A 25,859-nucleotide genomic window follows, 5' to 3' on the forward strand; every position below is an offset into this window, starting at 1 on the left:
CTCCAAGCGGAATCGAAACGGCGCCCGGAATATGGCCAAACGCATACTCCGCCGGTTCGCGGACATCCAAGACAAACGAATTAGGATCGTCCAGTTTTTCTTGCAATTCTTCATTCGATACGACATGAGGAAATGCCGTTTCTTTGCGTGCTTCATTTTCCGTTGCCTTGCGGATATAATGTTTCAAAATCCCATTTTCTTCAATTGTTCCTAAATATTGATGCCCTGTGCTTTCCGCCCATGCTTTGATATCGGCTTTGGACCCCTTATCCGTCGCCTGCACTTCCAACACTTGGCCCGGCTCCAATTCGTTGATCGCCTTTTTCGTGCGGACGATCGGCATCGGGCAGGACAATCCTTTCGCGTCTACCGTCATATCGACTTTGATCATCAGCAAATCCCCCTTTGAACGTTTATTCGACAGGCCCTTCCCAGGCCAGCATGCCGCCTGTCATGTTGATGACCCGATACCCTTGACTTTCAAGAAATTCCGCCGCCCGGCCGCTCCGACCGCCGGAACGGCAGACAAGAATATATTCTTCATTTTTGTCCAATTCATGCATGCGGAACTCGATCAAACCGAGCGGAATGTTGACCGCTCCCGGAATTTTGCCTGCGGCGACTTCATCCGGCTCGCGCACGTCGATGATGTGAAGCGCCTCTCCCGTGCGAAGGCGCTCTTCCACCTCTTTTGGCGTGATCGTTTTCATCGTCATCCTCCTCTACTGCCAAGCGTTCAGGCCTCCTTTGACGTTCGTAACGGAACGGAAGCCAAGTTTTTTTAAGATCTTGCTTGCTTTTTGGCTTCGCATCCCGCTTTGGCAAATGACAATCACTTCTTTTTCTTTGGATAGTTCGTGAACGCGCGTTGCCAATTCGTGCAGCGGGATATTCCGAAACCCTGGCAGATGGTAAGAACGAAACTCCGTTGGGGTTCGCACATCAATATATTGCACCCCAGGTTCTTTCAACCGGCGTTTCAACTCCGCTGTCGTGATCATCCGCACCCCTTTCGGCGGGATGAAGCGGCTGGCGAAAAACCAAACAAGCAAAACAAACAGGATGATGTTGATGATCGTTTGCGACATATCGTTCCCTCATTTTAAATGAATAAGTTCACATTTCCTTCCGACGCATCCGCCAAATACGCGGCGACGCCGGCAAACTCAATGCCGTCGATCAATTCTTCCGGCTTCAGTCCAAGCAAATCGACCGTCATTTGGCAGGCGACGAGTTTTATACCTTGCTCTTTCGCCATCTCGATCAACTGCGGAAGCGGCATGGCGTTATGTTTCTTGATCACCTTTTTGATCAACTTTGGGCCGATGCCGGCAAAATTCATGCGCGACAGCCCCATGCGGTCCGCGCCGCGCGGCATCATCTTCGCAAACATCTTTTCGAGAAATCCTTTTTGCACCGGAACCGGCGCCTCTTTCCGCAAGGCGTTCAGCCCCCAGAACGTATGAAAAATCGTCACGTCATGGTCGTATGCCGCGGCGCCGTTGGCGATGATGTAGGCCGCCATCGCCTTGTCATAGTCGCCGCTGAACAAAATGATCGTCGTCTTTTTCTTCGGCTGTGTCATCTGGCCGCCTCCTTTCTATATACCTTACACAGGTATAAGAAAGACCGGAAATTATCCTTTTTGAATCCAGAACGTCAACACACCGTTTTCCTCTTTCATATCAATAACCGTATGCCCGCTTGTTTTCGCCCATGCCGGCAAATCGTTTTTCGCCCCTTTATCGGTCGTTTGCACCTCCAGCACTTGCCCCGATTCCAATTCGTCCATCGCCTTTTTGGCTCTCACCACTGGCATCGGGCAGGCAAGTCCTTTGGCATCCAATACTTTCGCTACGTTCATTGTGATAACCTCCTTGACATCATATGTTTTATTACCATTACCCCTATGGGTATATTACTACAAGAAAAAGAACGTTGTCAACACGTTTTTCTCTTGCTGTTGACCAACGGGTTATCGGCTTTTTACCAATAGTTCAACTGCTTCTTTGACAAGGTCGTCTGTGTTCTCTCCTTTTTGCATGCTTTCACGCAGACAGTGCTCTAAATTCGTGCTGACGATCACGGCAATGGCGCGGTCAATGGCATTGCGCGCCGCTGAAAGCTGAGAAACGACGCTCTTGCAGTCCTTCCCTTGTTCCATCATGCCAAGAACGCCTTTAATTTGTCCTTCAATCCGTTTTAAGCGGTTTTTGATTTCTTTATTGTATTCCATTGGTCCATTCGCCCCCTTTCTCGGCAGTCGCAAGCGGCGATCGAATAGCTTTTCACCTCATAGCCATAGCGGCGCAACAGCCGGATGCCGACGTTTTTTTCGATGGCATCTTGGGCAATGATATGAAGCGGCTTTCGCGGGATATGCCGAACATGCCGTTTCAAATACGCCACCGGAATATGCAACGCTTGGCCAAATATGGGGCCATTGCTTTCATTATAATCGCGCAAGTCGACAAGAAGCAAGCCGTCCGGCACCTCTCCTACCGGAAGGCACGGAATATTTTTCACAGGATAGTAGCGTCGGTACAACGCAACGCTCAAAAGAAAAAGAAAGAATAACAAACTACTGCCTGTCAACGGTTCACCCCCTCTGCTTCTCCTATGCACGATCATTATATACCCTGTGCAGTATAATGACAACAAGAATCATTTCCCTGAACAATCGGCTATTTCCAGCGAATCAACAGACCATAGACAGCCGGGTGAAAACGGACCAATTCCACATCACTCGCCTTTTGTTTCACATAGGAAAGCAGTTCATCCGACGGAATCCGCTCATGAAGCGGCGGCCCCATTTCGCTTTCAACCGCTTCCCATTCAATGAAAAGAAATCGTCCATTCGGCTTCATCACGCGGCGAATCTCGTCGACGACAGCGTCTTTTTGTTCCACTTCATGAAAGACAAACGCCATGATTCCTTTATCCATCGAATGAGAAAGCAAGGCGGTTGAAGCGACATCCGCCACCTGATATTCAATGTTGGTTATCGAAAACTGCTGCGCCCGTTTTTTTAATAACTGGATCATTTCCGGCTGCACATCGACCGCGTATACTTTTCCATTTGTCGCCTGCGCGAGAGGAATCGTAAAATAGCCATTCCCGGCGCCAAGATCAACGACCGTGTCATCCGGTTTCACGGACAACATCGAAATCGCCTGTTGCGGGTCGATCCACTCTTTGCGCTTCGGGTCGAGCAGTCGATCAGCGTGTTCATAATGAAAACGATGCCCTGTCATCCTGTCCCCTCCTATTCGACAACTTGTATTCGTTATTGTATTCTTTTTATCGGTTTCCAAACGACTCACATCAACCAGTCGACACGCCCATTATGAGTCTGAAACATGAAAAGGGCCGGCATCGGAAAACGCCGGCTTCTTTTCCCTACCGAACGGCGCAACGGTTTGGGCCGATTTCCATCTCCCGTTGTTCGTCTTCTGTCGGATGCAGTTTCCCCATATTCGTCTGCCGGATTTCCTTATAAGCATTCGGCTGCGGAGCAAGTTTTCATGCCGCCTTCAATCGAATAAACGTCCGTATAGCCCGCCGCTTCCAACTGCTCTGCCACAAACTCCGACGAGCCGCCCTTCGCACAAACGGCATAAATCGTTTTGCTTTTGTCTTTCGGCAAACGGTCCAAATACGGTTCGATACCGTCCAACACGTCAAAATACGGAATATTGACGACCTCAACGCCTTTGCCTTCGATCCGCCAATCGGCAAAATCTTCAGGGTTGCGGGCGTCTACAATAAACAACTCTTCACCGCGCATGATTTGATTGGCGATTTCTTTGACCGAAATCGTTTTTGCCAACGATATCCCCTCCTGATGTCATGATTCACGTTATTCTCAACGATGATTCGCTTGATTCCACAATGCCATAATGGCATCCGGATCATACCCGAGCACCCAGCGGCCGTTAATTTCGATTTGCGGCACGCCCATTTGCCCAGTCGTTTCCACCAGTCTCCGCGCCGCTTCCGGATTGAGCTCGACATTCACTTCCTTGAATGGAATCCCTTGGGCGCGCAAAAAGTTTTTCGCCATTACACAATATGGGCATGTAGTGGTTGTATAAACGGTGACTTGCGCCATATTCTCCTTCCTCCTCTCCCTCATTAGAAGGCCAATGTAATGTCCGCGTCTTTCGCGAACTGCAGGAACGTCGCCGCCCCCGCCACTTCAATGCCATCAACGAATTGGTCTTTGTCCAACCCCATGACGTCCATGGTCATTTGGCAAGCGATCAGCTTCACACCCATCCCTTGCGCCATTTGAAGCAATTCTGCAATCGATGGRACGTTCGCTTTTTGGAACCCTTGTTGAAAATGTTCTTTCCCTTCAGGAATCGGCAATTGTTTGTGCGCTTCTTTGTGGATGAGATTCAACCCTTCAAACGTGAAAAACACGCCGACTTCTGCGTCTGCCGCCGCAGCGGCTGTCGCGATGTTGAACACCTTGTACGCATCAAACAACCCGCCGTTTGCCGCAATGATCGCTACTTTCATCGAGATAACCTCCTTATGTTTTTTGTTATTATGTTTGATACCTATCCCGGTTTTATACACGTACATGCGTTGTATACACATACGTGTATGTGTATTACAATCCCTATGTTATCGAATCGCTTTCCTTTTGTCAACAAAAAAGAAAAAATGGCGAGAAAGTGCCGCTGTCAAAGCAAAGTGAAGAAATAATAGCCAAACAATCCAGTGATCAGCAACAACAAGGACGCCAAAAACCAAATTAACGGGCGTGACGGCCGGAACGTTTGTTCATTAATTTGTTTTGTCTTCATGACATAACTAATGGTGGAAAACACAATCGTGCAGACGGAAATCACCACCGCCAATGCCCCGATGAGCTGGACAAGAAATGTCGACAGGGCGCTCGCCGTTGATTTTTCATGCAAGTTGATCATCAAGAAAGCAATTCCGATCACAGCGATCGAAGTGCGAATCCAAGCGAGAAACGTCCGTTCATTGGCTAAGTGTTGCTGAATATATTTTGAATCCTCTGTCGGCTTTGGTCTTTCTTCTCTCATTCACCATTTCCCCTTTTGCCAAACTTACTGGATCGATTGCATATGATCGACGATCCAGTCATAACTCATCGGTCCGATCATTTTTTCTGTATGATTCCTTTTCTGTATGATTCCTTTCGAATCGATCAAGTAGCTCGTCGGAATCGCTTGAGCTTGGTATTGCCGGGATACCTCTCCTTTTTCATCAAGAACGACAGTAAACGTAATTCCATACTCCTGAATGAAGCGCGCAACATGTTCCGGCTGCCTTTCCGATTGAGTTAAATTGACCGCGACAATCTCCACTCCCTCATCTTTATACTGCTCATAAAACTTTTGCATATCCGGCATTTCCGCACGACAAGGCGGACACCAAGTCGCCCATATGTTCACCATCACTCTCAATGAACCCACGATATTGAACCAACATCTGTCCAATCGCACTTGCCGTCGCTCCCATCAGCACGAAAATGACACTGAATCCGCCGATAAACGCAAGGGAGCGCATGAGGATCTCCCGTTTTCCAACTTGGATTCTGTTTTCCGCTATTGGAGTGCCTGTTAAATGGGCAACATAAGCAGGAACAATCGGAAAAATGCAAGGGGAAAAGAAAGAAAGCGCCCCTGCAACGAAAGCGAATATCACTGACATATAGATCGACATCCTTTCATCATTCCTATGCCTTCGAATGAGGAAAAAAAGTTTTATTCACAAAACTACCCCTACGGGTATGTTAACTAGCCTTTTCACTATTGTCAATCTACCTAACAAAAAACAGTTCATTAGAACGAAAAAAACGCCTTGCCGCTATCGGCAAGGCACCCCATTCGTTATCGCTTGACAGCGGCGTACAGCCGGTATCCGCCATCTACGTTTTTCGCCTGAAACCCATGCCCCTGCAAAATCCTTACGGCAATGTATCCTCGCAGCCCAGCTTGGCATGTCACATAGATGGTCTTTCCTTTCGGGAGCTCATGCAAACGGTCACGCAATTCGTCCAATGGAATGTGAATCGAACCGCGGATCATGCCGCGCGCCGTTTCCTCCGCCGTGCGGACATCGATCAACACGCCCCCTGCCTCCACAATCCGTTCGATTTCATGCCACTGCACCGTCTCGACAAGCCCGTCCATGATATTGGAGGCGACATACCCAGCCATATTGACCGGGTCTTTCGCCGAAGAGAACGGCGGCGCATAAGCTAATTCCAAATCCGGTAAATCCCGAACGGTCAATCCCCCTTTGATCGCGGTGGCAATGACATCGATCCGTTTGTCGACTCCCTCTTTTCCGACCGCCTGCGCGCCGTAAATGCGCCCGGTCTTGCGATCGAAAATCAATTTGAACGTCATTGGCTCGGCGCCCATAACATCACTGAAACACCTGCTAAACAAATCGCCGCGCCGATCCAATCGATTCGATCATTCATTGTCGGTGCAAAGCCAACAGCTGCAACACCGTTTGTTCTTTCGATCCACAGGCTGCGGTCTCGATTCGATGAACGATAGCCCCATTTTTCATAAATACAATGATATCCCCGATATCTGCGGCCACATCCATCATATGTGTCGAAAAAATAATGATCGTCCCCTCGTTTTTTCTCTGTTTCAATATATCGATAAACCGATCAATCCAAAACGGATCGAGACCGTTTGTCGGCTCATCAAGAAGCAATAACGCCGGATTTCCTAATAACGCCTGACCGAACAACAACCGCTGCCGCATTCCTTTTGATAAATGCTTGATCCATTCCTTTTTTTGCGCTTCCAATCCTATGTCACGAAGCGTTTCTTCCACCTGTTCTCGCGTGACTTTTCGCAATGATGCATAAAACGAAAGAAATTCCCAAACGGTCATCATGGGCGGCGCATGGAACTCATCCGGCATGTATCCGATGTGCGAAATGTATTGCTTTCGATTCATCCGCAAGGAAACACCGTGAAGGGTGACCGTTCCATCTGTCGGCGGCAAAATGCCCGCTAAAATTGAAAGAAGCGTGCTTTTCCCCGCGCCGTTTCCTCCGCATAAAACGATACACTCCCCTCGATTCGCCTGAAAGGACAGCGAAGACAACGCGGTTTTCTTCTTATACATTTTTGACACTTCCCGCACATCGAGTCCGGTCATCGTTGTTTCCTCCTTGTTAACTTCCACGTTGCCATGGACCATAACAAACATAGATAGCCAATGGCATATACGGTCAATATCAGCCTGAACTTTTTTTTCCATAAATGGATCAAATGATCATAAGCTTGTCCGAAAATGGCGCTCCCCCCCAATTCGACCACAAACGCCACACGCAACACCTCGGCCGGATTGAAAAGCGTCGCCGCTTGCAACAAAGGGGCAATGAGCGGATATGGAACGATGTTAAGCACAGCAATTAACAACGTCGGCCAAATCATAATGAACAAAAACCATACTCCGACCGATACCGTCAACGCTTGCCATCGAGTCGACGTAAACGCGCCGACGGATAGACCCAACATGAGAAACAAAGCGATGAGGAATAATGAAAAACTATAGAGCGCAATCACCCATTTCACCGGCAATGCGATTCCAGCAAAGGAACTGATCGCTACGCTCACGCCAAAACTAAACGTAAACAATGTCGCCTGCCCTAACCATTGCCCAAGCCATTTCCCGGCCACATACATGGCCTGTGACAGCGGATACGTACATAACAGGCGCCATTGTCCATTTTCCATCTCACCCGCAATCGCGAACGAACCGGCAATGAGCATAAACAGAGGCAAAAGATATAAGATAATGTTCGCGATCGTTCCTGTGACATTCGTATATCCAGCAAAATCTGCATCGTTTTTGGCGATGAAAAATAATAGCGACAATATGACAACCCATAACAAAACAAACGAATAAGAGGAATATTGGCGCATCAGCAGCCGCCATTCCATCCGTCCGATATTCCACATCCTTCTCTGTCCTCTCCATCGATGTTTCAGTTTCAACAGCCACTCGAGAAACACCTAAGAGTTTCGAAACATTAGATCTCTCTACAGAACAGCCCGTGCAGGCAACGGACAGATAAACAAAAAGGCAACTGGCGCTCAGTTGCCCATATGGTTATCCTTCTGTTTGTCCATTTTCATATGTTCTTTTTTCATTTCCATCATCATCTCTTTATTTCGTTCCCATGTATGGCGACCCAGTTCATTATACGTCAAAACCGCTCCACCATGTTGTTCGACAAATTTCTTTGCTTTATCTTCATCTTTAAAAGAGATCACATTGTATGCCATAGGAGTGCGAATTGTTTGATCATATACATATGTTGCTTGATCCGCCTCCAGCCAATCGTTCGTTTCATAATCGCGAACAAACATGGCTTCGACCGTTTCGTTTTTATGTTCCTTCATCCATTGATACATACAACCGATGTCATCAAACTTCAACACTTTGCCATTTTTCAATACGAGTTCGGTCGCAAATTGATTATTTCCTACCGCCATATGGCAAAAATCACATTTATCGTTTTTTTCATCAATGGCTACCGGCTCAGCCTTTTGGTTGCAACCAGTTATGACGCCAATAATGAAGATAAAAATGGCCAACCATATTCCTTTTGCTTTCATGGTCGTTTCCTCCCTATTATAAATCCACTAATGCTTCCAGCGATCATCACAGCACTCATCACATACAACAGGCTTGCCGACCGGGAAGGCCGATCCTTCCTTGCCGTCGGTTGCTCCATGAGCGGAGCGTCATCCGTCAGCACTTGTTCGTCAGGACTGCGCAACAACTTTTGCAAGACAATCATACCTGGTGACTGAAAAAACAATTGGTATTCCGGCACGTCGACGGTAAGCGCTAGGAAAAACGGATCAGCTCGATACGGGATGGCGCTGACTCCCTTGCCCGTGACATCTAATTTAGTCGCTGCGTCCCAATAGTTACGAACAATGGTATTGTCAGGACTGCGAATGGCTTGTGCGTCATAGACATTGCCAATGAATGAATTGTCCGAAACACGATTGTTCGACGATTCATTCCACTGCATGCCGATAAAATTGTGGGAAACATCGTTCTCAGTCAATTCGTTATGGCGCGCTTGTTCCACATAAATTCCGACTCGATTGGCCGCGATTCGGTTCTTTCGTACAATCGTTTTCGCCGCATCGTATAACAAAAGGCCTTGAGAGTGGACATTTCTTTTGTTTTGCACGAACGAATTTTGTTCAATCGTTGTTTGCTCTGTCCCCATCACCATCGCTCCAGCGATATTTTTTTCGGAAATGTTTTTTCGCAACACGATGCGATTCGAAAACATGACATGAATGCCATAGCGGGCATTGTCAATGTGATTGCCGCTTAGTACGTTGTTATGGCTGTTTTCCATGTAAATTCCGTCTTTTACCCGCTCAATCGCCGTATAATGAATCACGTTTTGCGTCGATTCCCATAGATCAATGCCATTGCCGTTTTTCTCGCCTTGAACAGCGCAGTGGACAATGGTTGTATGATGCGCGTGATCAAGCTTGACGCCTTGCTGATTCGTCAACACGCGCACACCGTCGATCGTATGATCATGTCCGGTTACGTAAATCGCCGGCATATCGGGCGCATCACCACATTGCACCACACGAATATTTTTGAGCACAACATGCCGGCCGTATATCGCAATGACAGGAGACTTGCGGCACGAACGAATCGTCACCTCCCCAATCCCTTCCAACGTAAGTGGTTTCGATAATACGATCGCTTCATCATAGACGCCGCTCGCTAGCCTCACCACCCCATACTCCGGCGCTTCGTCGATGCGGGCTTGAACGGTTTCTTCCGCACGCGCCGGCAACGGAAAGACAAGGAGCAGCAATAGGACAAGCAGCCAATGATCTGCATATCTCCTCATCGGCTCACCACCTTCTTGTGATACAATACCAAACAATGATGTGAACTTTGTGAAAACCGTTTGTCAATTGTTCAACATTCACGTTTATTATTTTTGAATCGTTGCGTTGATTGCTTTGCGTTCAAAAAACAAATGCGACACCGTTTTCGTATATTTTTCCGCCAATGGGCGTTCTCTTCACAACATTGAACGCTCTCCCACCTACGCTCACGCTTAGAGGTGGGAGATTCTTGGGAACACCCGCCCTACGGCAGGCTGTTAACCAAGCCATCCCCGTGCGTCCCACGGTTCGACTGCCTTACAACGACAGCAAACGAAGCCCTTCATTCAGGATATTCCGGGCGGCGTTATGGTCCCGGTCATGTTCGGCTCCGCAGTTTGGGCACACCCACTCGCGGATGTCGAGCGATTTCACCTCAATCTGCCGATGCCCGCAGCACGAGCACAATTGGCTCGATGGAGGTGCTCGCGACACGGACCAACGTCCGCCCGTACCATTTCGCTTTATACTCAAGCATCTTGAGAAAACGCCCCCACGCGGAATCGGAAATGCGTTTGGCCAGCTTGCGGTTCTTTTGCATGTTCCGCACGCGCAAGTCCTCCACGCACACCACTTGGTTTTCGCGGATGAGGCGGGTGGACAGTTTGTGCAGGAAATCGTTCCGGCAGTTGGCGATTTTCTCATGAAGCTTGGCCGCTTTCAAGCGGGCTTTATGCCAGTTCGAACCGCCCGGCTTCCGGCGGGACATCACCCGCTGCCAGTAGGCGAGCTTTTCTTCATATCGGCGCCAATACCGGGGGTGTTCGATCTTCTCACCCGTGGAAAGAACCACCATATGCTTCAACCCCACATCCACCCCCACTTGCTTGTCGGTGGTGGACAATGGAGGAATCTCCGTTTCCACCAAGATGGAGACGAAATACTTCCCTGTTCGGTTTCGACGAATGGTGGCCGAGAGAATGCGGCCTTGAACCTCACGGCTTTTGGCAAACTTCACCCATCCGAGCTTGGGAAGTTTCAATCGATGGCCGTCCACTTCGATCGATGGGCGCCCTTTCTTTGAATAGTTGCACTGGGCGGTGTACGATTGGTTCGGATGTTTTTTGCTTTTGAAGCGGGGAGCGTTCGCGATTCCATCGAAGAATCGGTCAAACGCCTCGTCCAACTGTTGCAGCGCGTTTTGCAAGGCGGTCGAATCGGGAGTCTTCAGCCACGGAAGGGTCTGCTTTAAGGCGGTCAGCCGCTTGGAGCACTCGTTGTAGCCGAGTCCTCTTCCGGTGGTTTCATACGCCTGATTCCATTCGGACAAAAAGTGGTTGTACACAAACCGGCAACACCCGATGGTTTGATGGATCCGTTCCGCTTGTGTGCGGGTGGGATACAGCAGGAAGCGGTAGGCTTTGTGCATGACCTTCCCTCTTTTAGAACGGAACATTTGTTCTGTTTCTGTCTATTTTACACCTTTGATTCGTTGGAGGCAAGAGGGAAATCGATGGCGAATACCGATTCATCCCCCACTTCCGCTCACGCGTGGAAGTGGGGGTCTTCTCGATTCAGGATGATAAATGGCAAGGCATGGGAGTAATCAAAAGAGATAGCCATATACACTTCTCCTTTCTCATTCTATTTTGCAGCGCATGTCCATTGTAAGTCTTACTGCAAGGGGATTTTATGTTATTTCTTCTCATTTTTTTCTACAGCATGTCCGCCAAATTCATTGCGTAGAGCGGCTACCACTTTTCCTGTAAATGTATCGCTTTCTAATGAACGATACCGCATCAATAAGGCCATGGCGATGACAGGAGTGGCCGTTTGCAGATCTAATGCTGTCTCGACCGTCCATTTTCCTTCACCGGAAGAATGCATAATTCCTTTGATTTCCTCTAATTTTGCATCTTTTGAAAACGCGCGTTCTGTTAATTCCATGAGCCATGAACGAATAACCGAACCATTGTTCCACACTCTCGCCACTTTTTCATAGTCGTAATCGAATTCGCTTTTTTCTAATATTTCGAATCCTTCGCCAATGGCAGCCATCATTCCATATTCAATCCCATTGTGGACCATTTTTAAGAAGTGGCCGCTACCTGCTTTTCCAGTATATAAATACCCATTTTTTACAGCAGTGTCGCGGAAAAGAGGCTCGACCATGTTCCAAGCTTCGGGATCGCCTCCAACCATGTAACATGCTCCGTTTCGAGCACCTTCGACTCCGCCAGAAGTTCCCGCATCCATAAAGTGAACTCCAATCTCCTTTAGCTCGTTGTAGCGACGAATTGATTCTTTGTAGTGAGAATTGCCACCATCAATCACAATGTCTCCTTTGCTTAAAAATGGCGCAATTTCACTAATCACCGAATCAACAACGGTGTGGGGAACCATTATCCAGACAATTCTCGGTTTTTCTAATGATAGGACGAGTTCCTTTAAAGTGGATACGCCTTTAGCACCGTATTTTTTTATTTCTTCAACCGCATTTGCATTTATATCGAACGCCACTACTTCGTGCTTATGGTCCATGAGATTTTTGCCTAAGTTTAATCCCATTTTTCCTAAACCGACTAGCCCGACTCTCATGCTGACTACCTCCTAAAAATATCTTGGTCAAAGAAGATTAGCTATTCCTATTTCATAGTTAGTTTATCCAGAAATTATGTTTTCGGGTTTGCTCCGGAAGAGCTTATTTACCGCCAATAAAATCCGTCTTCTTTCAATAATTGTAAGAAGCCTCTGGCCCCATCGATCCTGAACGATAGGAGTAAAGAGGAAGGAGGTTTTCCGCAAATGCCTCTAAAATAGGTTGCAGCCATTTCCAAGATAGTTCGACCTCTTTCCAATGGGCAAAGAAAGTCGAATCGCCGTGTAAAGCGTCAAAAATTAAGAGTTCATACGCTTCAGGCACCTCTTTCTGATTCGTCGCGAAGTCCATATGGACAGGCTCCATCTTTCCGTTGTTGAATACATTTTTACTATTGAATTGCAGCGAAACACCTTCGTTCGGATTGATTTGAATCACCAAAAGATTAGGAGCTGTTTCTTCATTTTTTGGCAAGTACCATTCCTTTAATGGATTTTTAAACTCAATCACGATACGTGTGGACTTTTCCTTCATTCTTTTACCTGTACGGATGTAGAATGGCACCCCGCTCCAGTTTTCATCATCAATCCACAGACGGGCCGCAACAAATGTCTCCGTTGTCGAAGAAGCATCGATGCCAGGTTCTTCTTTATATCCAACCACTGGTTTGCCATCGATTTCTCCAGGACCGTATTGGCCGCGAACGACGTGCAAACCTACTTCTTCCTTCTGTATTGGTCGAAGAGATTCCATAATTTTTCTTTTCTCGTTACGGATGTCTTTTGCGCTAATTTGTTTTGGCAAGTGCATGGCTGTCATCATCAACAGTTGCAACATATGGTTTTGAAACATGTCGCGAATGGCGCCTGCCTGATCATAGTAGCTTGCTCTTTGTTCTACCCCAACGGTCTCGCTAGCTGTAATTTGCACATTGGCTATAAATTGATTATTCCATATTGCTTGAAACACAGGGTTGGCAAATTTTAAAGCTTCAAGGTTTTGCACCATCGGCTTTCCAAGGTAATGATCTACCCGATAAATTTCTTCTTCTTCGAAAGTTTGGCTTAATTTTTCGTTTAAATCTTGGGCCGATTTGATATCGTGGCCAAACGGTTTTTCGATAATCAGACGTTTCCAACCTTTTGTGGATCCTAATCCGCTTTCCTTGATGTTCGACGCGATCACATCGAAAAATTCCGGCGCAACAGATAAATAAAACACGCGGTTTTCAGGAATATTCAATTCTTTTTCCCGTTGTTGAACCATTTCGAGCAACTTTTTATACCCTTGTGCATTTGTTACATTTAAAGAAATATAGCGAAACGCGCGAAGAAACTCCTTCATTTTGGAACGGTCATTTGTCAAACGTCTGGAAAAGGTTTTTACCGAATTTTCCACATATATTTGAAATGCCTCATCGGATAATTCTCTTTTGCTTACACCAATAATGGAAAATGACTGCGGCATTTTTTGATCAAGAAATAAATTATATAATGCAGGGAAAATTTTTCGTTTCGCTAAATCACCTGTTGCTCCAAACAAGATAAAGGTCATTGAATCCAATGTGATCCCCCCCTGACTTTTCGAAACATTTTTCAAAAAGAATAAAGTTGATAGAGCAGATATAACGACGTTTACTACATTGCTCGAATTGGTATTTTTATGAAGAGAGCATTCTCTCCAAAATAAATATCGCGAGGAATAGTAAAACGATTCATGCTGCTCCCTCCAGTACTCGTGATTGTTTACAGATGCTAGTATAATGTGTATAAAACTTATTGAGAAGTACGCACTTTATTATCATGTAGTGACAAAAATATAATATAGTGTAAAAAAAAATACTTAATGATATAAAAGGCATCCAGATGCAATGAATGGATTATATTATCCAGAAGGAATGAATACCATTTGCAATGAGTGAAAATAAAAGATATATAACATTTATTTGTCAGTATGTGCTTTATGATTATAAAGTGACAAAAAGTATACCATAGGTTATAATCAACATGGGAGGTGAAACGATGGGGCACGTTTGTGGCAAGACGTATAATTGTGAAAAAGAATTAACACTCGCTGTTATTGGCGGTAAATGGAAAATGCTTATTTTATGGCATCTAGGAAAAGGGGGAAAGAAGCGGTTTAGCGAATTAAAAGCCCTCATGCCTGGGATCACCCAAAGAATGCTTGTTAACCAGCTGCGGGAGCTGGAGCAAGATCGAATTGTTCATCGTGAAGTCTATCCTGTTGTTCCGCCAAAAGTAGAATATTCATTGACCGAACATGGGAAAAGTTTGATGCCAATTCTTGATGCGATGTATGAATGGGGCAAAAACTATATGGAGACGGTCGTAAAGGGGCAAGTAAAAATCAATGAAGCCACTAAGTAGAAAGCTTTCTCCGTTATGAAAGCTTCGAAAACACTCTGCGTGTATGTATATGTACTTTTCTTTTTTTGCTGGTAAACAAAGAAATACACACATGAAGATGATGAGGAAAGCAATAAGTTTTATATTAGACGCGAAAAACCAACGGACAACCATCTTTATGAAAGATCCGCTGTCCGTTGGTTTTTCTGTATATACGTTGATGACTGTTGATTGAGTCCCGAAAATGGCGTAAAAAGAAAAACGGCAAAAAAGTGCTTTTGTTTTCCAGTGATCCAAGTTCACTGACAATAATGAGGACTTGACATGGCTGTTCGAATGCGAGGATGGTCTGGAAAAAATATTCCGAATTTCTTTTTTAGGTATAATTTTTCACACTATGTAACACGAAAGTATCTACTTGTTAAATGGAATGATGTGCCTAATAATATCAGTATCGCCACATGAATGGGCGATACATTGCTAGATGGATAACGAGAGAGGAGGGGTAAGAATGTATCGAAAGGAGTTTTATGTCTTTGACCAAGACCATCCTGTTCCAGCAGTGATCCGAAATTATGAAGAAAAAGACTTTCCTGGCTTAATCCTCATCCAACAGGAAAGTTTCCCGCCACCATTCCCCTCTGAGTTATGGTGGAACACGGAACAATTGAAAAATCATGTTACGCTCTTTCCAGAGGGAGCCTTATGTGTTGAGGTGAATGGTGAAATTGCGGGGTCAATGACAGGGCTTATTGTCGACTTTGATCCCAGCCATCCAGACCATACATGGGAAGAGATCACGGATAATGGATATATCCGTAACCATAACCCAAACGGGAATACGCTTTATGTCGTTGATATTGGCGTGCGCCCTGCCTACCGCAAATTGGGGCTGGGAAAATGGCTGATGCTATCCATGTATGAAGTGGTTGTTCATTTGGGACTAGAGCGGCTGTTAGGCGGAGGGAGGATGCCTGGCTATCATAAAAAAGCGCATGAGATGACAGCGGAGCAATATCTCGAAGCGGTAGTAAAAGGCGAATTGAAGGATCCTGTTATTACCTTCCTGCTTCGCTGCGGCCGCACACCGGTCAAAGTGGTGGCGAACTATTTAGAAGATGAAGAATCGTGCAATTATGCTGCACTGATGGAATGGAAAAATCCTTTTTATCGCTCAAAATCTTAAAGGAGAATGATGAAGATGGAGTATCGCAGAATTACGAGCATTGAAGACCCTTTGTTTAAGAAAATGCATCAATTGATGCAAAATGTATTTCCTCCGGAAGAAGTATTAGCATTTGATTTGTGGAAAGAGCCTCTGGAAGATCCGGGAATTCGTGTGTGCGTTGCTGTTCACGAAGGAGAGGTAGTAGGCGCGACTGAGTACCGCTATTATGAAGATTTAAATGTCGCTATGACAGATTTTACCATTATCGGCCAAGCAGGTCTGGGGATCGGTCGATTTTTAGCTAAAAAGCGACTGGAGGATTTGCAAAATTGGGCCGCTGCAAATGGAAAGCAGTTGTATGGCATGTTCGCCGAGATTTATGATCCTTACCGGATGGAGCATTATGAATTTGGTGGGATTAAGCCGATGGATCCATATGTTCGTCGTGAGGTATTATCTCATTTGGGATATAAGCGGCTTGACTTCCCTTATGTCCATCCATCATGGAACAATGATGGAGAAGCCGTAACCGGGCTTGATCTTTGTTTCCTTCCGATGGACGATAGCGTGAATGAACTTCCAGCGGATCTTGTTGTGAAGTTTTTGAAACGTTATTATTCTGTCTTATCGAACAAACCAAGGGATTGGTATGAAATGATGGAAAAACTAGAGGCGAAAAATACCATACCGCTATTACCGATTTAAACCTTAATAAAAACACAATGCTTATGAACTCTAAAAAATTCTTCCAACTTCAGCGCGTCCTTTATCGTTTCCCTATCGAAAGCAGCAAAAATGCTATTTCGATACCTGAAAGGTGAAGGATGCTTTATTTTTCGGATGATTGTTAGGCCTCACACTAGGAAGACAGGCGTTCCAAAAAAACGTTTGAACCGCTGCTATCTATGTTTCATGTCGCTCCTTTCGATGAAAACGAAGGGGTGCCGGAGTGGAATGGTCTTTACTCTTTTAGGGCGAAAGGAGTGATACCCATGTCGAAAGTCGGCATTGCTGCGGAAAGTCGTCGGATCGACACGCTTCTGCTTCGTGCGCTTTACTTTGGTCCCAAATCCTACTGGGAACTGATGCGGGCAGGGAAAGCCCAGACGCACCAAGTGCTGAAGGCGCTGCAGTCGCTCTTGGAGGGCGAGCTGGCGGCCTACAACGGCGACCGCTTTGTGATCACTGAGAAAGGGCGTCGTCAGGCAGAAACTATGGGCCTAGAACGGGTGACCGAACAGCGCTGTGAGGCTTGCGCGGGGCGCGGCATTGTTCTGAGACCGCCTTTTGACAGCGTCCTTGCTGCTTTTCAAGATATTGTAGCCATGCGACCCAAGGCGACACCCGACTTTGACCAAGGGTATGTGACGCCCGAGACAACCGTGCGGCGGCTGGCCCTGATGGCCCAACAGGGAGATCTGATGGGACGAGACATTTTGCTACTGGGCGATGATGACCTTACAAGCATTGCGGCCGCGCTCTCGGGGCTGCCGCGGCGCATCTGTGTCCTGGATGTGGATGAGCGCATTGTCCGCTTTATCCGCGATGTGGCTCAGGACCAAGGTTGGGACCACGTCCACGCCGAGGTCTACGACGTGCGGGATGAATTGCCGTCCCATCTCCGTGGCCAGTTTGATGTGTTCTTCACGGACCCGGTCGACACCGTCAAGGGCCTCCTGCTTTTTTTAAGCCGCTGCACAGAGGGGGTGCGTGGGCCCGGTGCCGCGGGCTATTTTGGACTCTCTTACTTGGAGGCCTCTTGGCGGAAATGGCGGCAGATCCAGCAGGGCATCCTTGACATAGGCTTTGCCATCACTGACATGCTGAGCGCCTTCCAAGACTATCAGTTAGAGGATATTGTGTTCCTAGACTGGGCGCGCATGGCACCGGTGCCGGTCAAAGAACCCGATATCCCCTTCTACGTCAGCACCGTCTATCGCTTAGAGATGGTCGAGGAGCCTCGGCCCCTCTTTTTCGGGCGGGTGGAGTTTGGGCAGGACTTCTACTACGACGAAGAGTTCTGCGTCAAAGAATAGCGATAAAGACTGCTCGCCCTCGGTAACGGGTATTCCCGCCGCCGAGGGCGGACGTTTGTACGCCGTTTCCTGACACCCGCATGCGGAGTTGCGTTCTTCAAAGTTTGCTGAATCACATTTATTACCACAGCAGGATTTTACCGATGGATTATGGCAGGCAACAGACTTTTTAAAGTTTTTGACGCCGTTTGCAACCATTAAAGGAGTGGTCATCCGATTTTGAAACAAGTCTTGGCAAACGCCACGTTCCAACTATAACCGATTTGATTTGTAATGATAATCGAGGGAATGCTGATAGTGGGAGAGCGACTGATGTGTACGAAGAGAATGATAATGTTCAAACTGTTGGAGGACTATCATGGATCGATCACAAGAATCCAATCTCCCGATCAAAAAAAGACCGCAAAGCGTTTCTTAAAGAAAGCTTTGCGGTCTTTTCTCCTTTCCCCCGTGATCAAGTTGAAAATTTCGTTTAAATAGTTTAAAATTTTGAATGGTTAAAGATGTCTGCGCAAGAATCCCTTTACTCTATTCCAGATTGGCATGTCTTTTAAACATGGTATTGGAGTCCAATCCCTTTTTCTCCATGCATCTTAATATGATGGCATCATAGAATAGTAAAAGGGTTTGCTCAAAAAGCGATCCCATTGGCTGTATCGTTTTGTATCCATTATCTGACTGGTCTTTAGGCGAGCCAGGCAATTTGACCGTAATATCAGCCAATTGTCCAATGGTCGATTCAGGGAAAATGGTCACTAACGCTACGGTAGCCCCTAAACTTTTCGCTTTTTCAGCCATGGAAACTAAACTTCTCGTTTCCCCTGAACCCGATCCAATGATCAAAATGTCGTCTTGTTCTAGGTTAGGGGTGATGGTTTCGCCTACTACATAGGCGTCTAACCCCATGTGCATCATTCGCATCGCAAAAGATTTGGACATAAATCCAGATCTGCCTGCGCCAGCTACAAAAATTTTCTTTGCTTCGAGAATCCCATTTACCAATTTTTCCGCTTCTTCCGCGGCGATTAAATCGGCTGTCCCATTTAACTCTTTGATGATTTTGCCTAAATATTGCGTAGCCTGCATCATTCATTCACCTTGTTGGATCATTTTTTTCATTTCAGCGGCTACAGCTCGTTTATCTTCTTGACCAGTAATACCGCCGCCTACGATGATAAGATCAGGTTTTGCTTTAATGACTTCAGGCAATGTGTTTAATTTAATGCCGCCTGCGATCGCAGTTTTTGCGTTTTTCACGACACGTTTGATTGTAGCAAGGTCTTCAAGAGAGTTTTTGCCGACTGCTTGAAGATCATAACCTGTGTGTACGCAAATATAGTCGACTCCAAACCCATCTACTTCTTTCGCCCGTTCTTCTAAATTTTTAACCCCGATCATGTCCACCAATATTTTTTTGCCTTGTTTTTTAGCTTCTTCCACAGCACCTTTGATGGACAAATCTTCAGCAACTCCAAGTATCGTGATAATGTCGGCTCCAGCTTCGGACGCTTTCATGACTTCATATGCGGCTGCATCCATGATTTTTAAGTCTGCCAATACTTTTAAGTGAGGAAATTCTTGTTTGATTTCTTTTACGGCTCTAAGACCTTCATTAATGATAACTGGAGTGCCGATTTCTACAATATCCACATACTCCTCGACTTCTTTTACTAATTGTTTCGCTTCTGGAATGTTTACGAGATCCAATGCTAATTGTAATTCCATGAATCCTTCACCTCTCATAAAAATTTTATTGTAGGTTGCATAAGCAGTAGTATTTTTATGTGTTTATCTCTTACACACTGATGAGTATACTATGTATGTTTTATCTTTAAAAGTACGCACTTTATTTTTACATAGTATTAAAAAATATACTATTGGTTATTATTTATACTCTTTTACTTTTGAATGCAACCTGGAAAGAGGGGCTCTCCATTTCCAGACAAATTTTATTTTGAAATGGCCCAAAAATAAGAAAAGCAATATGCTATCCATTGCTTGTGGCATTAACTGAAGAACTGTTTCTTTGTCAAACCATATGTAAAAAGGGGGCTGACCCAAAAGATTGTCTTTCTTCATGCAAGATACAATATATAGTTTTGTAAGGGTGTTTCGCGCGTATATATGGTGATCAGAAAGGGTGTCCCGTTACTTTTGGGACACCCTCCGAAAACGCCGGATTTTATTTGTTGGTCGCGCGAAAAAAAACAGTGTTCAATAGCATTGCCACCGAATCCTTTCAGCAATGGGTGGCGTGGTTGTGCATTGGGAAAAGCATTCAAGAAGTGACACAATGGTTATGCATAGCTTATACCACCGTGGAACGATGGTTTTACCAACACGCGCCTGTGCTTTTGCCTGAATCGAGTCCTACAGTGATCTGTGTGAGGTTGTAGACATACCAGACCGGCTCGCTGTATCCATTCCTTCGGGTGAGCTTCATCCAGAACCGGCGGGCGCTTCGGATGAGCCGTCCCGCCATGGTGATCACTGTCTGGATGATCGTTTTGATCCAGTAGCGTTTCACGTGATGATGTAAGGGATGGCGCGGATCGCTCAAAATAGTTTCGTTTGATGAAGCAAATAGCCGACCAGGACCAAACCGGCACTGGGAATGATGGGTTCATCCGTCAATACCAAACGAATCGGGAAGTCTTTCATGATTTCACCTGCTTAGTGAAGACTCATCAACCTTGTTCATCCTTAGCGTATCAACGGTTCGCGAGGATTGTAAAGATGTTTTGTCACGGATTCAGGAATAAATCACTCAACCATTTTTTTACTTTTTCGAAGAAAGAAATGTTCTCTTCCTCGCTGCCCGTGTCTGGCTTTTGTCCGGCTGAGTCTTTCACCTTCACCGGCTCGATCGGATCTGTTTTTAAAATAAAACGGACTTCCCCTTTCGCACCTTTTGGTTTGCCAAGAAATGTATCGTATTGTTCCGCCGCTGTTTTTGATTGATGTAAAATAGCTTCTCCTTCATACAATTTATTTAATCCGGCAATCAGCCCATTTTTCATTTCCGCCGTTCCGCCGGATAACTTTTCTATACCAGTTTTTAATTGCAACGAACCTTTTTCCAGTTGGCCCGCCGCAGCCGCTAACTTGTCAGCTCCAGCTTTGGAGCCTTTTAAACCTTCCTCCATCTTATCGAGGCCTGGAAATGGCTTTCCCTGCAAATTCCCCCCTTCGGCTAGCATCTTCAGCATTTGTTGCTGGCCTTTTAGTCCCTGCACGAGAGCCTGCAAATTCGCATCCTGCGGTTTCTCAGCAGCCAGATTTTGAGCCAGTGCCAGAAGCTGCCGGTTTGTTTCCAGCGACTGTTTCACAAGTCCCTCATGGGCTTGATTCACTTGGTTCAACTGCCCCAGTCCTTCAGAAAGTTGGTTTAAACCGTTTTTTACTTGACGATTGCCAGCGGCAAGTTGATTTGCGCCATCTCCTAGTTGATCTAGTGCAGAAGAGATTTGCTGAATGCCATCTGTCAGTTTTTCCAATTGTTCTTTGACCGGTACTTCTGATACTGGAGGAAGCTTCGGAATCAAAGTAATTGTGATTGGTTCAAGCTCAATGTCTGTTCCTTTCATTTCAAGGGTGATGGTCTCTTCTGGATTGGGCACAACCATCCAAGTCGCGCTCATCGTTTTCCCAGACATAACCGTCATTGCATCACCGAGTTTCATATCCGTGAAATGTTCAGTCGAAATGTTAAGCGAAACAAGCGATAAAATCGGGGTGTACAGCTCTTTTTCTACTGAATGACGGGCTCCCTTATAGCCGGAATAGGAAATGTTTTTCTTTTGTTTCAGCCGATTCTTCAACGTTATCTCGATTTTTACTGTGCCATTTTTTCCGGCCAATGAGGGAGCATCCACTTTTTTCCCATTCAGATAATAGTTGATCGAGACGTCCACCGGAAGAGGCTGGCTGGTTTCACCGGAATAATAAATCGACCGTTCTCCTTTCACTTCCGCATCCCAAATGATTTGTCCGTTTTGCACCACTGGTTTTTCCAATCCGCTTATATTGCGAATATGCTGTAATTGTCCGTAATCTGTCACGGTGACATTTCCATTTCCTTTAAAATACAGCCAATCCACAACGATCGATTTTTTCACAGTCCCATCGGAATTAAGAAGGGTATAAACCGTTTCTCGATCAACGACTTGATCGGGAGCCGCTGCATAAGTACCGGTTGCCGATGATAATAAAAGGGTGGCAGCAGTCAAAACGGGGATTGTGGCTTTTACCGCATTCATTATGCTTCTCCTCTCCTTTTATTAAGATAATTCTGAAAGCGTCTCATCTTCTTTCATGGATTTGGCTTTTAGGCCAGCCAAATGTCGTTTTGGATATAAAACTTTCTAATGTGAGCAACACTGCCGGAAGCAGGAATAAGATGACGGCAAGAGAAATAATCGCTCCTCGCGCAATCATAAAGGTTAAATCTCTGAGCAACGTGATGTCGGAAAACAGCCAAATCCCGATGACAGCGGCAAACAAGGCAAGCGCACTGCTCAAGATCGCTTCTCCACTTGCTGTGATGGCTCGATACATCGCTTCCTCTTTCGGATAATTCATCAACTCTTCCTTATAGCGTGTGACAAGCAAAATCGCATAGTTGATCGTGCTGCCGAGCTGGATAGCGCCAATGGCGAATGTGCCGATAAATGGCATGGAACGGCCAAGATAGAAATCGAGTCCTTGGTTGAACAAAATCGCCAATTCAATTCCGCCAACTAATACAACCGGCAACGCCACGGATCGGAAGGCAAGCGCAATAATCAAAAATACAGCGACAACCGAAATCAAATCTACTTTTTTCATGTCGTCCCGCACCGTGGTAGTCAGATCGTTTTGCAAAACAGCTTGACCAGTCAGGTACATATGCCCTTCATATGGCTCGGTTAATTTGTTGATTTGTTGAATGGCCTGTGTCGTGCGTTCATCATACGATCCATATTCCATCTGTACCAACATGTAATTGTATTGATCCTTGATAAACATGTTTTTTAAGTTTTCGGGAACAAATTCTGAAGGAATCGCAGGATCTGCAAAGGTGTCATACCCAATTACTTTCTTGATTCCTTCTATTTCTTCAATCTGCTGCTTGATTTTGAGACGTTCCTGATCAGAAATCTTGCTATCCATGACTAAAAAAGCCGAATCAGTCGACGTAAATTCTTTTTTGATTTCGTCAAGATTTTGGATCGAAGGCAGCGTCTTCGGCATAAGTTGCTCCAAATCATACACGATATGCACATTTTTAAAACCGATGAAAGCAGGGATAAACAAAAGCAGGAACACTACAAAAACAAGTTTGTGGCGATTGGTCACAAATTTGGCTAACAGATGAAAATTAGGGATTATCACGCGGTGCTGATATTCGCGAATCCACTTGTCAAACACCAGAATGAACGACGGCAACAATGTCAAAATCATCAACACACTAAGAATGATCCCTCGCGCCATCGTCATCCCTAAGTCTTCCCCAAGTCCAAGCGACATGGTGACCATCGCAAGAAAACCGGCTACTGCCGTTGCCGAGCTGGTTAAAATGGCCATCGCTGTGTGCTTGATGGCCGCGATCATGGCCTCGTTCTTTTCTTTCATCTTTCGTTCTTCTTCATAACGATGCACTAAGAAAATAGAAAAATCCATCGTAACTCCGAGCTGCAAAGCTCCCGCAATCGCAGCGGTAACATACGACATTGAACCATTTAAATAGTAAGCCAATCCCAAGTTGTAAATAATAGAGACCCCAATTGAGAACAGGATAAGGAACGGAATGAAAAGCGATGGGAGCGTTAATCCCACAAGCAACAGAATAAACCCAATTGCGGACACTGCATAGACAAACTTCTCACTTTCAAGCAACTGACGCAGCTCCGACAACATTGGAGGAGTTCCCGCAAAATAAGTATTCGGCCCAAGAATGTTTTTGATTTCTTGTACAGCATAATGAGTTTTTTCTGATGCCGCCTCCTCTTCAAATTGAATTTGCATGATAGTGCTGTTTCCAGAATAAAACTGATCCACCAATTCCTCTGGAAGAAACTCGCGAGGCACTGCAAAATCAGCAATGTCGGTGATCCAATTGACTGTTTCAACACCATCCACTTGCTCCAGTTTTTGTTTTAAATTTTCTACTTCAACATCTGTTTGATTTTTTACCATCAGGATGCCTGTTCCACCGAACCCAAACACTTTGTTCATAATATTTTGCCCTTGCACCGAAGGAAGCTTTTCCGGCAAGTAAGCAAAAATATCATAATTGATTTGCGTTTTGACTATTCCGGACAATGCAGGAATCACAAGTATCAATGATAAAACAATGATAGCAATTCTGTTTTTCACCACAAATCTACCAAATAATTCAAGCACATCAATCACCTGCCAAAGCAATTTATGGGCCGTTACTTAAGTAACGTCAATGATCAACCAGCCATTAAATATTTTGAAATGCTTCAAGGATTTTCTTTAAGAATTCAAGAAAATCGTTCATCATGTTACCACCTCCCCTCATTTTGTTTATGAGGTTGCGTTCTTCTCTTTACTCAACCTATTCCCAAAAAAACACAAATAACACAAAAAACACAAAAACTCAAACAAATAAATGGCCAAGGTTTTAACCGTTGACCACAATCATGCTAATGCTTCATGGAGAAAATCGGAAAGCATTTCCTTTTCAAAATGGGAAAGGTCGGCGATCGATTTCAGATACCGTCCAACCAATTCAGTCACTTCCACGCCAATTTCGTGATTCACCGTTTGAATAATGCCGCCAAGGACGGTTCCAACAAACACGGTCATCTGCATTTCATTAGTTGGGGCGTTCTGAACGAGGTTCTTAATCAATACCTCAGTTTTCCCGCCCAGCTTGCGAAGATAAACAAGAAAAAGACCGATGATGTACGCACAGAAGGCAACACGAATCTGCACTTTCGGAATCTCCTCTAAAACCTTTCGGACGGCGGCGCTGAGACTGCAATTTTTTAAGCTGTTTAGAAACTCAAGTATTTTCGCCTTTGTTTTATGCCACTCTTCCAGATTGATTGCTTCAGAGCGTTTCTGTTCAAACAAACTCATCGCTTTTGCCGTCGGCAGAAAAACGATTTGGGAACGTCCTGTTTCGCCGGGATTCACCGCGTAATCGCGGGTGAGATAGCCAAGTTTTTCAAGTTCTTTCAGCATGTCATATGCCGTCCATTTGCTGACACCAAGCGCTTTCGCTAATGTTTCATAATGGACAGGAACGTTTGCTTTTTGATATAAGTCGATCAACTTCTGGAGAAATTGCTTCCGACGTTCAGTTAACAACATCGTTTTCACCACCCAAAAAACCCAAAAATAAACACTACGTTATCAACTATAAGACCAATGAAAACTTTTGTCAACTTGAAAGTGTATGTTAATAAAATTTACCAAAAATTAGGTAATTTCGATTGGTACACCACAACCCGATAGGCACAACGGTCACTCCTGGCTGTAACCAATTATACATAACCATTTCCATGTGCCCTCTTGTATTGTAAAAATTGTTTTCGAATACACCTATCAAGAGCACGTGCGAACCAGCTCCTTTGTAAAAGCGACCGGATTAAATTCCACCCATCTCCATCACCCCATGCCGCAAAGCACGACACAGAGGTAAGATAAATTACGCTTCATTCATCTGAATTTTATCAAAATTTTATCGTATTTTTTGTCTGATAAAAATAAAGACCACGGCATTGTGGAATTACCTAACATTGCACTACTCTACTTTTTTCATGCGCCCGAGAATGACTCTCTCAGAAC

29 protein-coding genes and 5 pseudogenes are annotated in these 25,859 nt (G+C 45.4%); 5 read left to right on the top strand and 29 right to left on the bottom strand.

Features of this window, described 5'->3' with window-relative positions:
• The 23 genes and pseudogenes from B1A75_RS11120 to zwf form a co-directional block, all read right to left on the bottom strand.
• Nucleotides 1-391, bottom strand: a 391-nt coding sequence (locus tag B1A75_RS11120) for a sulfurtransferase TusA family protein (RefSeq protein ID WP_079936203.1), incomplete at its 3' end; no start/stop codon positions are given.
• 22 nt (nt 392-413) lie between these two features.
• Nucleotides 414-710, bottom strand: coding sequence for a rhodanese-like domain-containing protein (locus tag B1A75_RS11125; RefSeq protein ID WP_042379798.1), 297 nt, complete (start codon nt 708-710; stop codon nt 414-416).
• A 12-nt stretch (nt 711-722) separates the two neighbouring features.
• Complete coding sequence (locus B1A75_RS11130; RefSeq protein WP_042379795.1) at nt 723-1,088, bottom strand: rhodanese-like domain-containing protein; 366 nt, start codon at nt 1,086-1,088, stop codon at nt 723-725.
• Between the two features lie 14 nt (nt 1,089-1,102).
• Entirely contained in the window at nt 1,103-1,585 is a 483-nt protein-coding gene (locus tag B1A75_RS11135; RefSeq protein ID WP_033025640.1) for a DsrE/DsrF/DrsH-like family protein, read from the bottom strand.
• A gap of 51 nt (nt 1,586-1,636) precedes the next feature.
• A complete protein-coding gene (locus tag B1A75_RS11140; protein ID WP_033025641.1) occupies nt 1,637-1,864 on the bottom strand; it encodes a sulfurtransferase TusA family protein in 228 nt (75 codons plus the stop codon).
• Nucleotides 1,865-1,975: 111 nt separating this feature from the next.
• Nucleotides 1,976-2,236, bottom strand: a complete 261-nt coding sequence (locus B1A75_RS11145) for a metal-sensitive transcriptional regulator (protein ID WP_033025642.1) — start codon at nt 2,234-2,236, stop codon at nt 1,976-1,978.
• Nucleotides 2,203-2,595 (bottom strand): rhodanese-like domain-containing protein, encoded by a 393-nt coding sequence (locus B1A75_RS11150; RefSeq protein ID WP_094238828.1) that lies wholly within the window; start codon nt 2,593-2,595, stop codon nt 2,203-2,205. The genes B1A75_RS11145 and B1A75_RS11150 overlap by 34 nt, the downstream gene beginning before the upstream one ends.
• 89 nt (nt 2,596-2,684) lie before the next feature.
• Nucleotides 2,685-3,254, bottom strand: a complete 570-nt coding sequence (locus B1A75_RS11155; protein ID WP_042379791.1) for a class I SAM-dependent methyltransferase — start codon at nt 3,252-3,254, stop codon at nt 2,685-2,687.
• 145 nt (nt 3,255-3,399) lie between these two features.
• A pseudogene (locus tag B1A75_RS20775) lies at nt 3,400-3,519 on the bottom strand (MBL fold metallo-hydrolase); the annotation flags it as partial.
• A complete protein-coding gene (locus B1A75_RS19360; protein WP_371878466.1) occupies nt 3,494-3,787 on the bottom strand; it encodes a rhodanese-like domain-containing protein in 294 nt (97 codons plus the stop codon). The pseudogene B1A75_RS20775 and the gene B1A75_RS19360, both read right to left, overlap by 26 nt.
• Nucleotides 3,788-3,865: 78 nt before the next feature.
• Complete coding sequence (locus tag B1A75_RS11165) at nt 3,866-4,111, bottom strand: glutaredoxin family protein (protein ID WP_042379787.1); 246 nt, start codon at nt 4,109-4,111, stop codon at nt 3,866-3,868.
• A gap of 23 nt (nt 4,112-4,134) precedes the next feature.
• Nucleotides 4,135-4,524 carry a DsrE/DsrF/DrsH-like family protein gene (locus tag B1A75_RS11170; protein ID WP_033025646.1) on the bottom strand — a complete coding sequence of 130 codons (390 nt, stop codon included), beginning with the start codon at nt 4,522-4,524 and terminating at the stop codon, nt 4,135-4,137.
• A 167-nt stretch (nt 4,525-4,691) separates the two neighbouring features.
• Nucleotides 4,692-5,060 carry a YidH family protein gene (locus B1A75_RS11175; RefSeq protein ID WP_033025648.1) on the bottom strand — a complete coding sequence of 123 codons (369 nt, stop codon included), beginning with the start codon at nt 5,058-5,060 and terminating at the stop codon, nt 4,692-4,694.
• 24 nt (nt 5,061-5,084) lie between these two features.
• Nucleotides 5,085-5,381: a TlpA disulfide reductase family protein gene (locus B1A75_RS11180; RefSeq protein ID WP_239691199.1), complete on the bottom strand. Its 297-nt coding sequence runs from the start codon at nt 5,379-5,381 to the stop codon at nt 5,085-5,087.
• Nucleotides 5,365-5,703 carry a cytochrome c biogenesis CcdA family protein gene (locus tag B1A75_RS11185; protein WP_239691200.1) on the bottom strand — a complete coding sequence of 113 codons (339 nt, stop codon included), beginning with the start codon at nt 5,701-5,703 and terminating at the stop codon, nt 5,365-5,367. The genes B1A75_RS11180 and B1A75_RS11185 overlap by 17 nt, the downstream gene beginning before the upstream one ends.
• Before the next feature lie 167 nt (nt 5,704-5,870).
• Nucleotides 5,871-6,401 (bottom strand): annotated as a pseudogene (locus tag B1A75_RS11190) (rhodanese-like domain-containing protein); the annotation flags it as partial.
• Between the two features lie 64 nt (nt 6,402-6,465).
• The gene (locus B1A75_RS11195) at nt 6,466-7,167 is read right to left on the bottom strand and encodes an ABC transporter ATP-binding protein (RefSeq protein WP_062898704.1); all 702 of its coding nucleotides are present in this window, start codon (nt 7,165-7,167) and stop codon (nt 6,466-6,468) included.
• Nucleotides 7,164-7,973 carry an ABC transporter permease gene (locus B1A75_RS11200; protein WP_074043209.1) on the bottom strand — a complete coding sequence of 270 codons (810 nt, stop codon included), beginning with the start codon at nt 7,971-7,973 and terminating at the stop codon, nt 7,164-7,166. The genes B1A75_RS11195 and B1A75_RS11200 overlap by 4 nt, the downstream gene beginning before the upstream one ends.
• Before the next feature lie 135 nt (nt 7,974-8,108).
• Nucleotides 8,109-8,633 carry a nitrous oxide reductase accessory protein NosL gene (locus B1A75_RS11205; RefSeq protein WP_033025657.1) on the bottom strand — a complete coding sequence of 175 codons (525 nt, stop codon included), beginning with the start codon at nt 8,631-8,633 and terminating at the stop codon, nt 8,109-8,111.
• Nucleotides 8,630-9,910: a right-handed parallel beta-helix repeat-containing protein gene (locus B1A75_RS11210; protein WP_033025658.1), complete on the bottom strand. Its 1,281-nt coding sequence runs from the start codon at nt 9,908-9,910 to the stop codon at nt 8,630-8,632. The genes B1A75_RS11205 and B1A75_RS11210 overlap by 4 nt, the downstream gene beginning before the upstream one ends.
• A 298-nt stretch (nt 9,911-10,208) precedes the next feature.
• A pseudogene (gene tnpB, locus B1A75_RS11215) lies at nt 10,209-11,319 on the bottom strand (IS200/IS605 family element RNA-guided endonuclease TnpB).
• A gap of 266 nt (nt 11,320-11,585) precedes the next feature.
• Nucleotides 11,586-12,488: a phosphogluconate dehydrogenase (NAD(+)-dependent, decarboxylating) gene (gnd, locus tag B1A75_RS11220; RefSeq protein WP_062898707.1), complete on the bottom strand. Its 903-nt coding sequence runs from the start codon at nt 12,486-12,488 to the stop codon at nt 11,586-11,588.
• A gap of 107 nt (nt 12,489-12,595) precedes the next feature.
• A pseudogene (zwf, locus tag B1A75_RS11225) lies at nt 12,596-14,052 on the bottom strand (glucose-6-phosphate dehydrogenase).
• 458 nt (nt 14,053-14,510) lie between these two features.
• Between zwf and hxlR the strand changes: the two are divergent.
• The 4 genes from hxlR to B1A75_RS11245 all read left to right on the top strand — a co-directional run bounded on the left by hxlR (nt 14,511) and on the right by B1A75_RS11245 (nt 18,059).
• Nucleotides 14,511-14,876: a transcriptional activator HxlR gene (gene hxlR / locus B1A75_RS11230; protein ID WP_062898709.1), complete on the top strand. Its 366-nt coding sequence runs from the start codon at nt 14,511-14,513 to the stop codon at nt 14,874-14,876.
• 490 nt (nt 14,877-15,366) lie between these two features.
• Nucleotides 15,367-16,041 (top strand): GNAT family N-acetyltransferase, encoded by a 675-nt coding sequence (locus tag B1A75_RS11235; RefSeq protein WP_066234250.1) that lies wholly within the window; start codon nt 15,367-15,369, stop codon nt 16,039-16,041.
• Between the two features lie 15 nt (nt 16,042-16,056).
• Nucleotides 16,057-16,728, top strand: a complete 672-nt coding sequence (locus tag B1A75_RS11240; protein WP_066234247.1) for a GNAT family N-acetyltransferase — start codon at nt 16,057-16,059, stop codon at nt 16,726-16,728.
• 287 nt (nt 16,729-17,015) lie between these two features.
• Nucleotides 17,016-18,059: a bis-aminopropyl spermidine synthase family protein gene (locus tag B1A75_RS11245; protein WP_074043210.1), complete on the top strand. Its 1,044-nt coding sequence runs from the start codon at nt 17,016-17,018 to the stop codon at nt 18,057-18,059.
• A gap of 528 nt (nt 18,060-18,587) precedes the next feature.
• On the opposite strand, the gene hxlB is transcribed toward B1A75_RS11245, so the two are convergent.
• Together hxlB and hxlA are read right to left on the bottom strand one after the other, a co-directional pair.
• Nucleotides 18,588-19,145, bottom strand: coding sequence for a 6-phospho-3-hexuloisomerase (gene hxlB, locus B1A75_RS11250; protein ID WP_062899103.1), 558 nt, complete (start codon nt 19,143-19,145; stop codon nt 18,588-18,590).
• 3 nt (nt 19,146-19,148) lie between these two features.
• On the bottom strand, nt 19,149-19,784 hold the full coding sequence (hxlA, locus tag B1A75_RS11255) for a 3-hexulose-6-phosphate synthase (protein ID WP_015375155.1): 636 nt from the start codon (nt 19,782-19,784) through the stop codon (nt 19,149-19,151).
• A gap of 485 nt (nt 19,785-20,269) precedes the next feature.
• On the opposite strand from hxlA, the gene B1A75_RS11260 reads away from it, so the two are divergent.
• The gene (locus B1A75_RS11260; RefSeq protein ID WP_275651040.1) at nt 20,270-20,455 is read left to right on the top strand and encodes a transposase family protein; all 186 of its coding nucleotides are present in this window, start codon (nt 20,270-20,272) and stop codon (nt 20,453-20,455) included.
• Here B1A75_RS11260 and B1A75_RS20275 read toward each other — a convergent pair.
• From B1A75_RS20275 to B1A75_RS11280, 4 genes and pseudogenes are all read right to left on the bottom strand, one after another.
• Nucleotides 20,392-20,628, bottom strand: a pseudogene (locus tag B1A75_RS20275) (hypothetical protein); the annotation flags it as partial. The gene B1A75_RS11260 and the pseudogene B1A75_RS20275 sit on opposite strands and share 64 nt — an antisense overlap.
• Before the next feature lie 175 nt (nt 20,629-20,803).
• A complete protein-coding gene (locus tag B1A75_RS11270) occupies nt 20,804-22,318 on the bottom strand; it encodes a hypothetical protein (protein WP_062898713.1) in 1,515 nt (504 codons plus the stop codon).
• A gap of 43 nt (nt 22,319-22,361) precedes the next feature.
• On the bottom strand, nt 22,362-24,443 hold the full coding sequence (locus B1A75_RS11275; protein WP_139761727.1) for an efflux RND transporter permease subunit: 2,082 nt from the start codon (nt 24,441-24,443) through the stop codon (nt 22,362-22,364).
• A gap of 261 nt (nt 24,444-24,704) precedes the next feature.
• On the bottom strand, nt 24,705-25,382 hold the full coding sequence (locus tag B1A75_RS11280) for a LexA family protein (RefSeq protein ID WP_062898714.1): 678 nt from the start codon (nt 25,380-25,382) through the stop codon (nt 24,705-24,707).
• Between the last annotated feature and the right edge of the window lie 477 nt (nt 25,383-25,859).

It is taken from the genome of Geobacillus sp. LEMMY01 (genome assembly GCF_002042905.1).
In the GTDB taxonomy this organism is placed as follows: domain Bacteria; phylum Bacillota; class Bacilli; order Bacillales; family Anoxybacillaceae; genus Geobacillus; species Geobacillus proteiniphilus.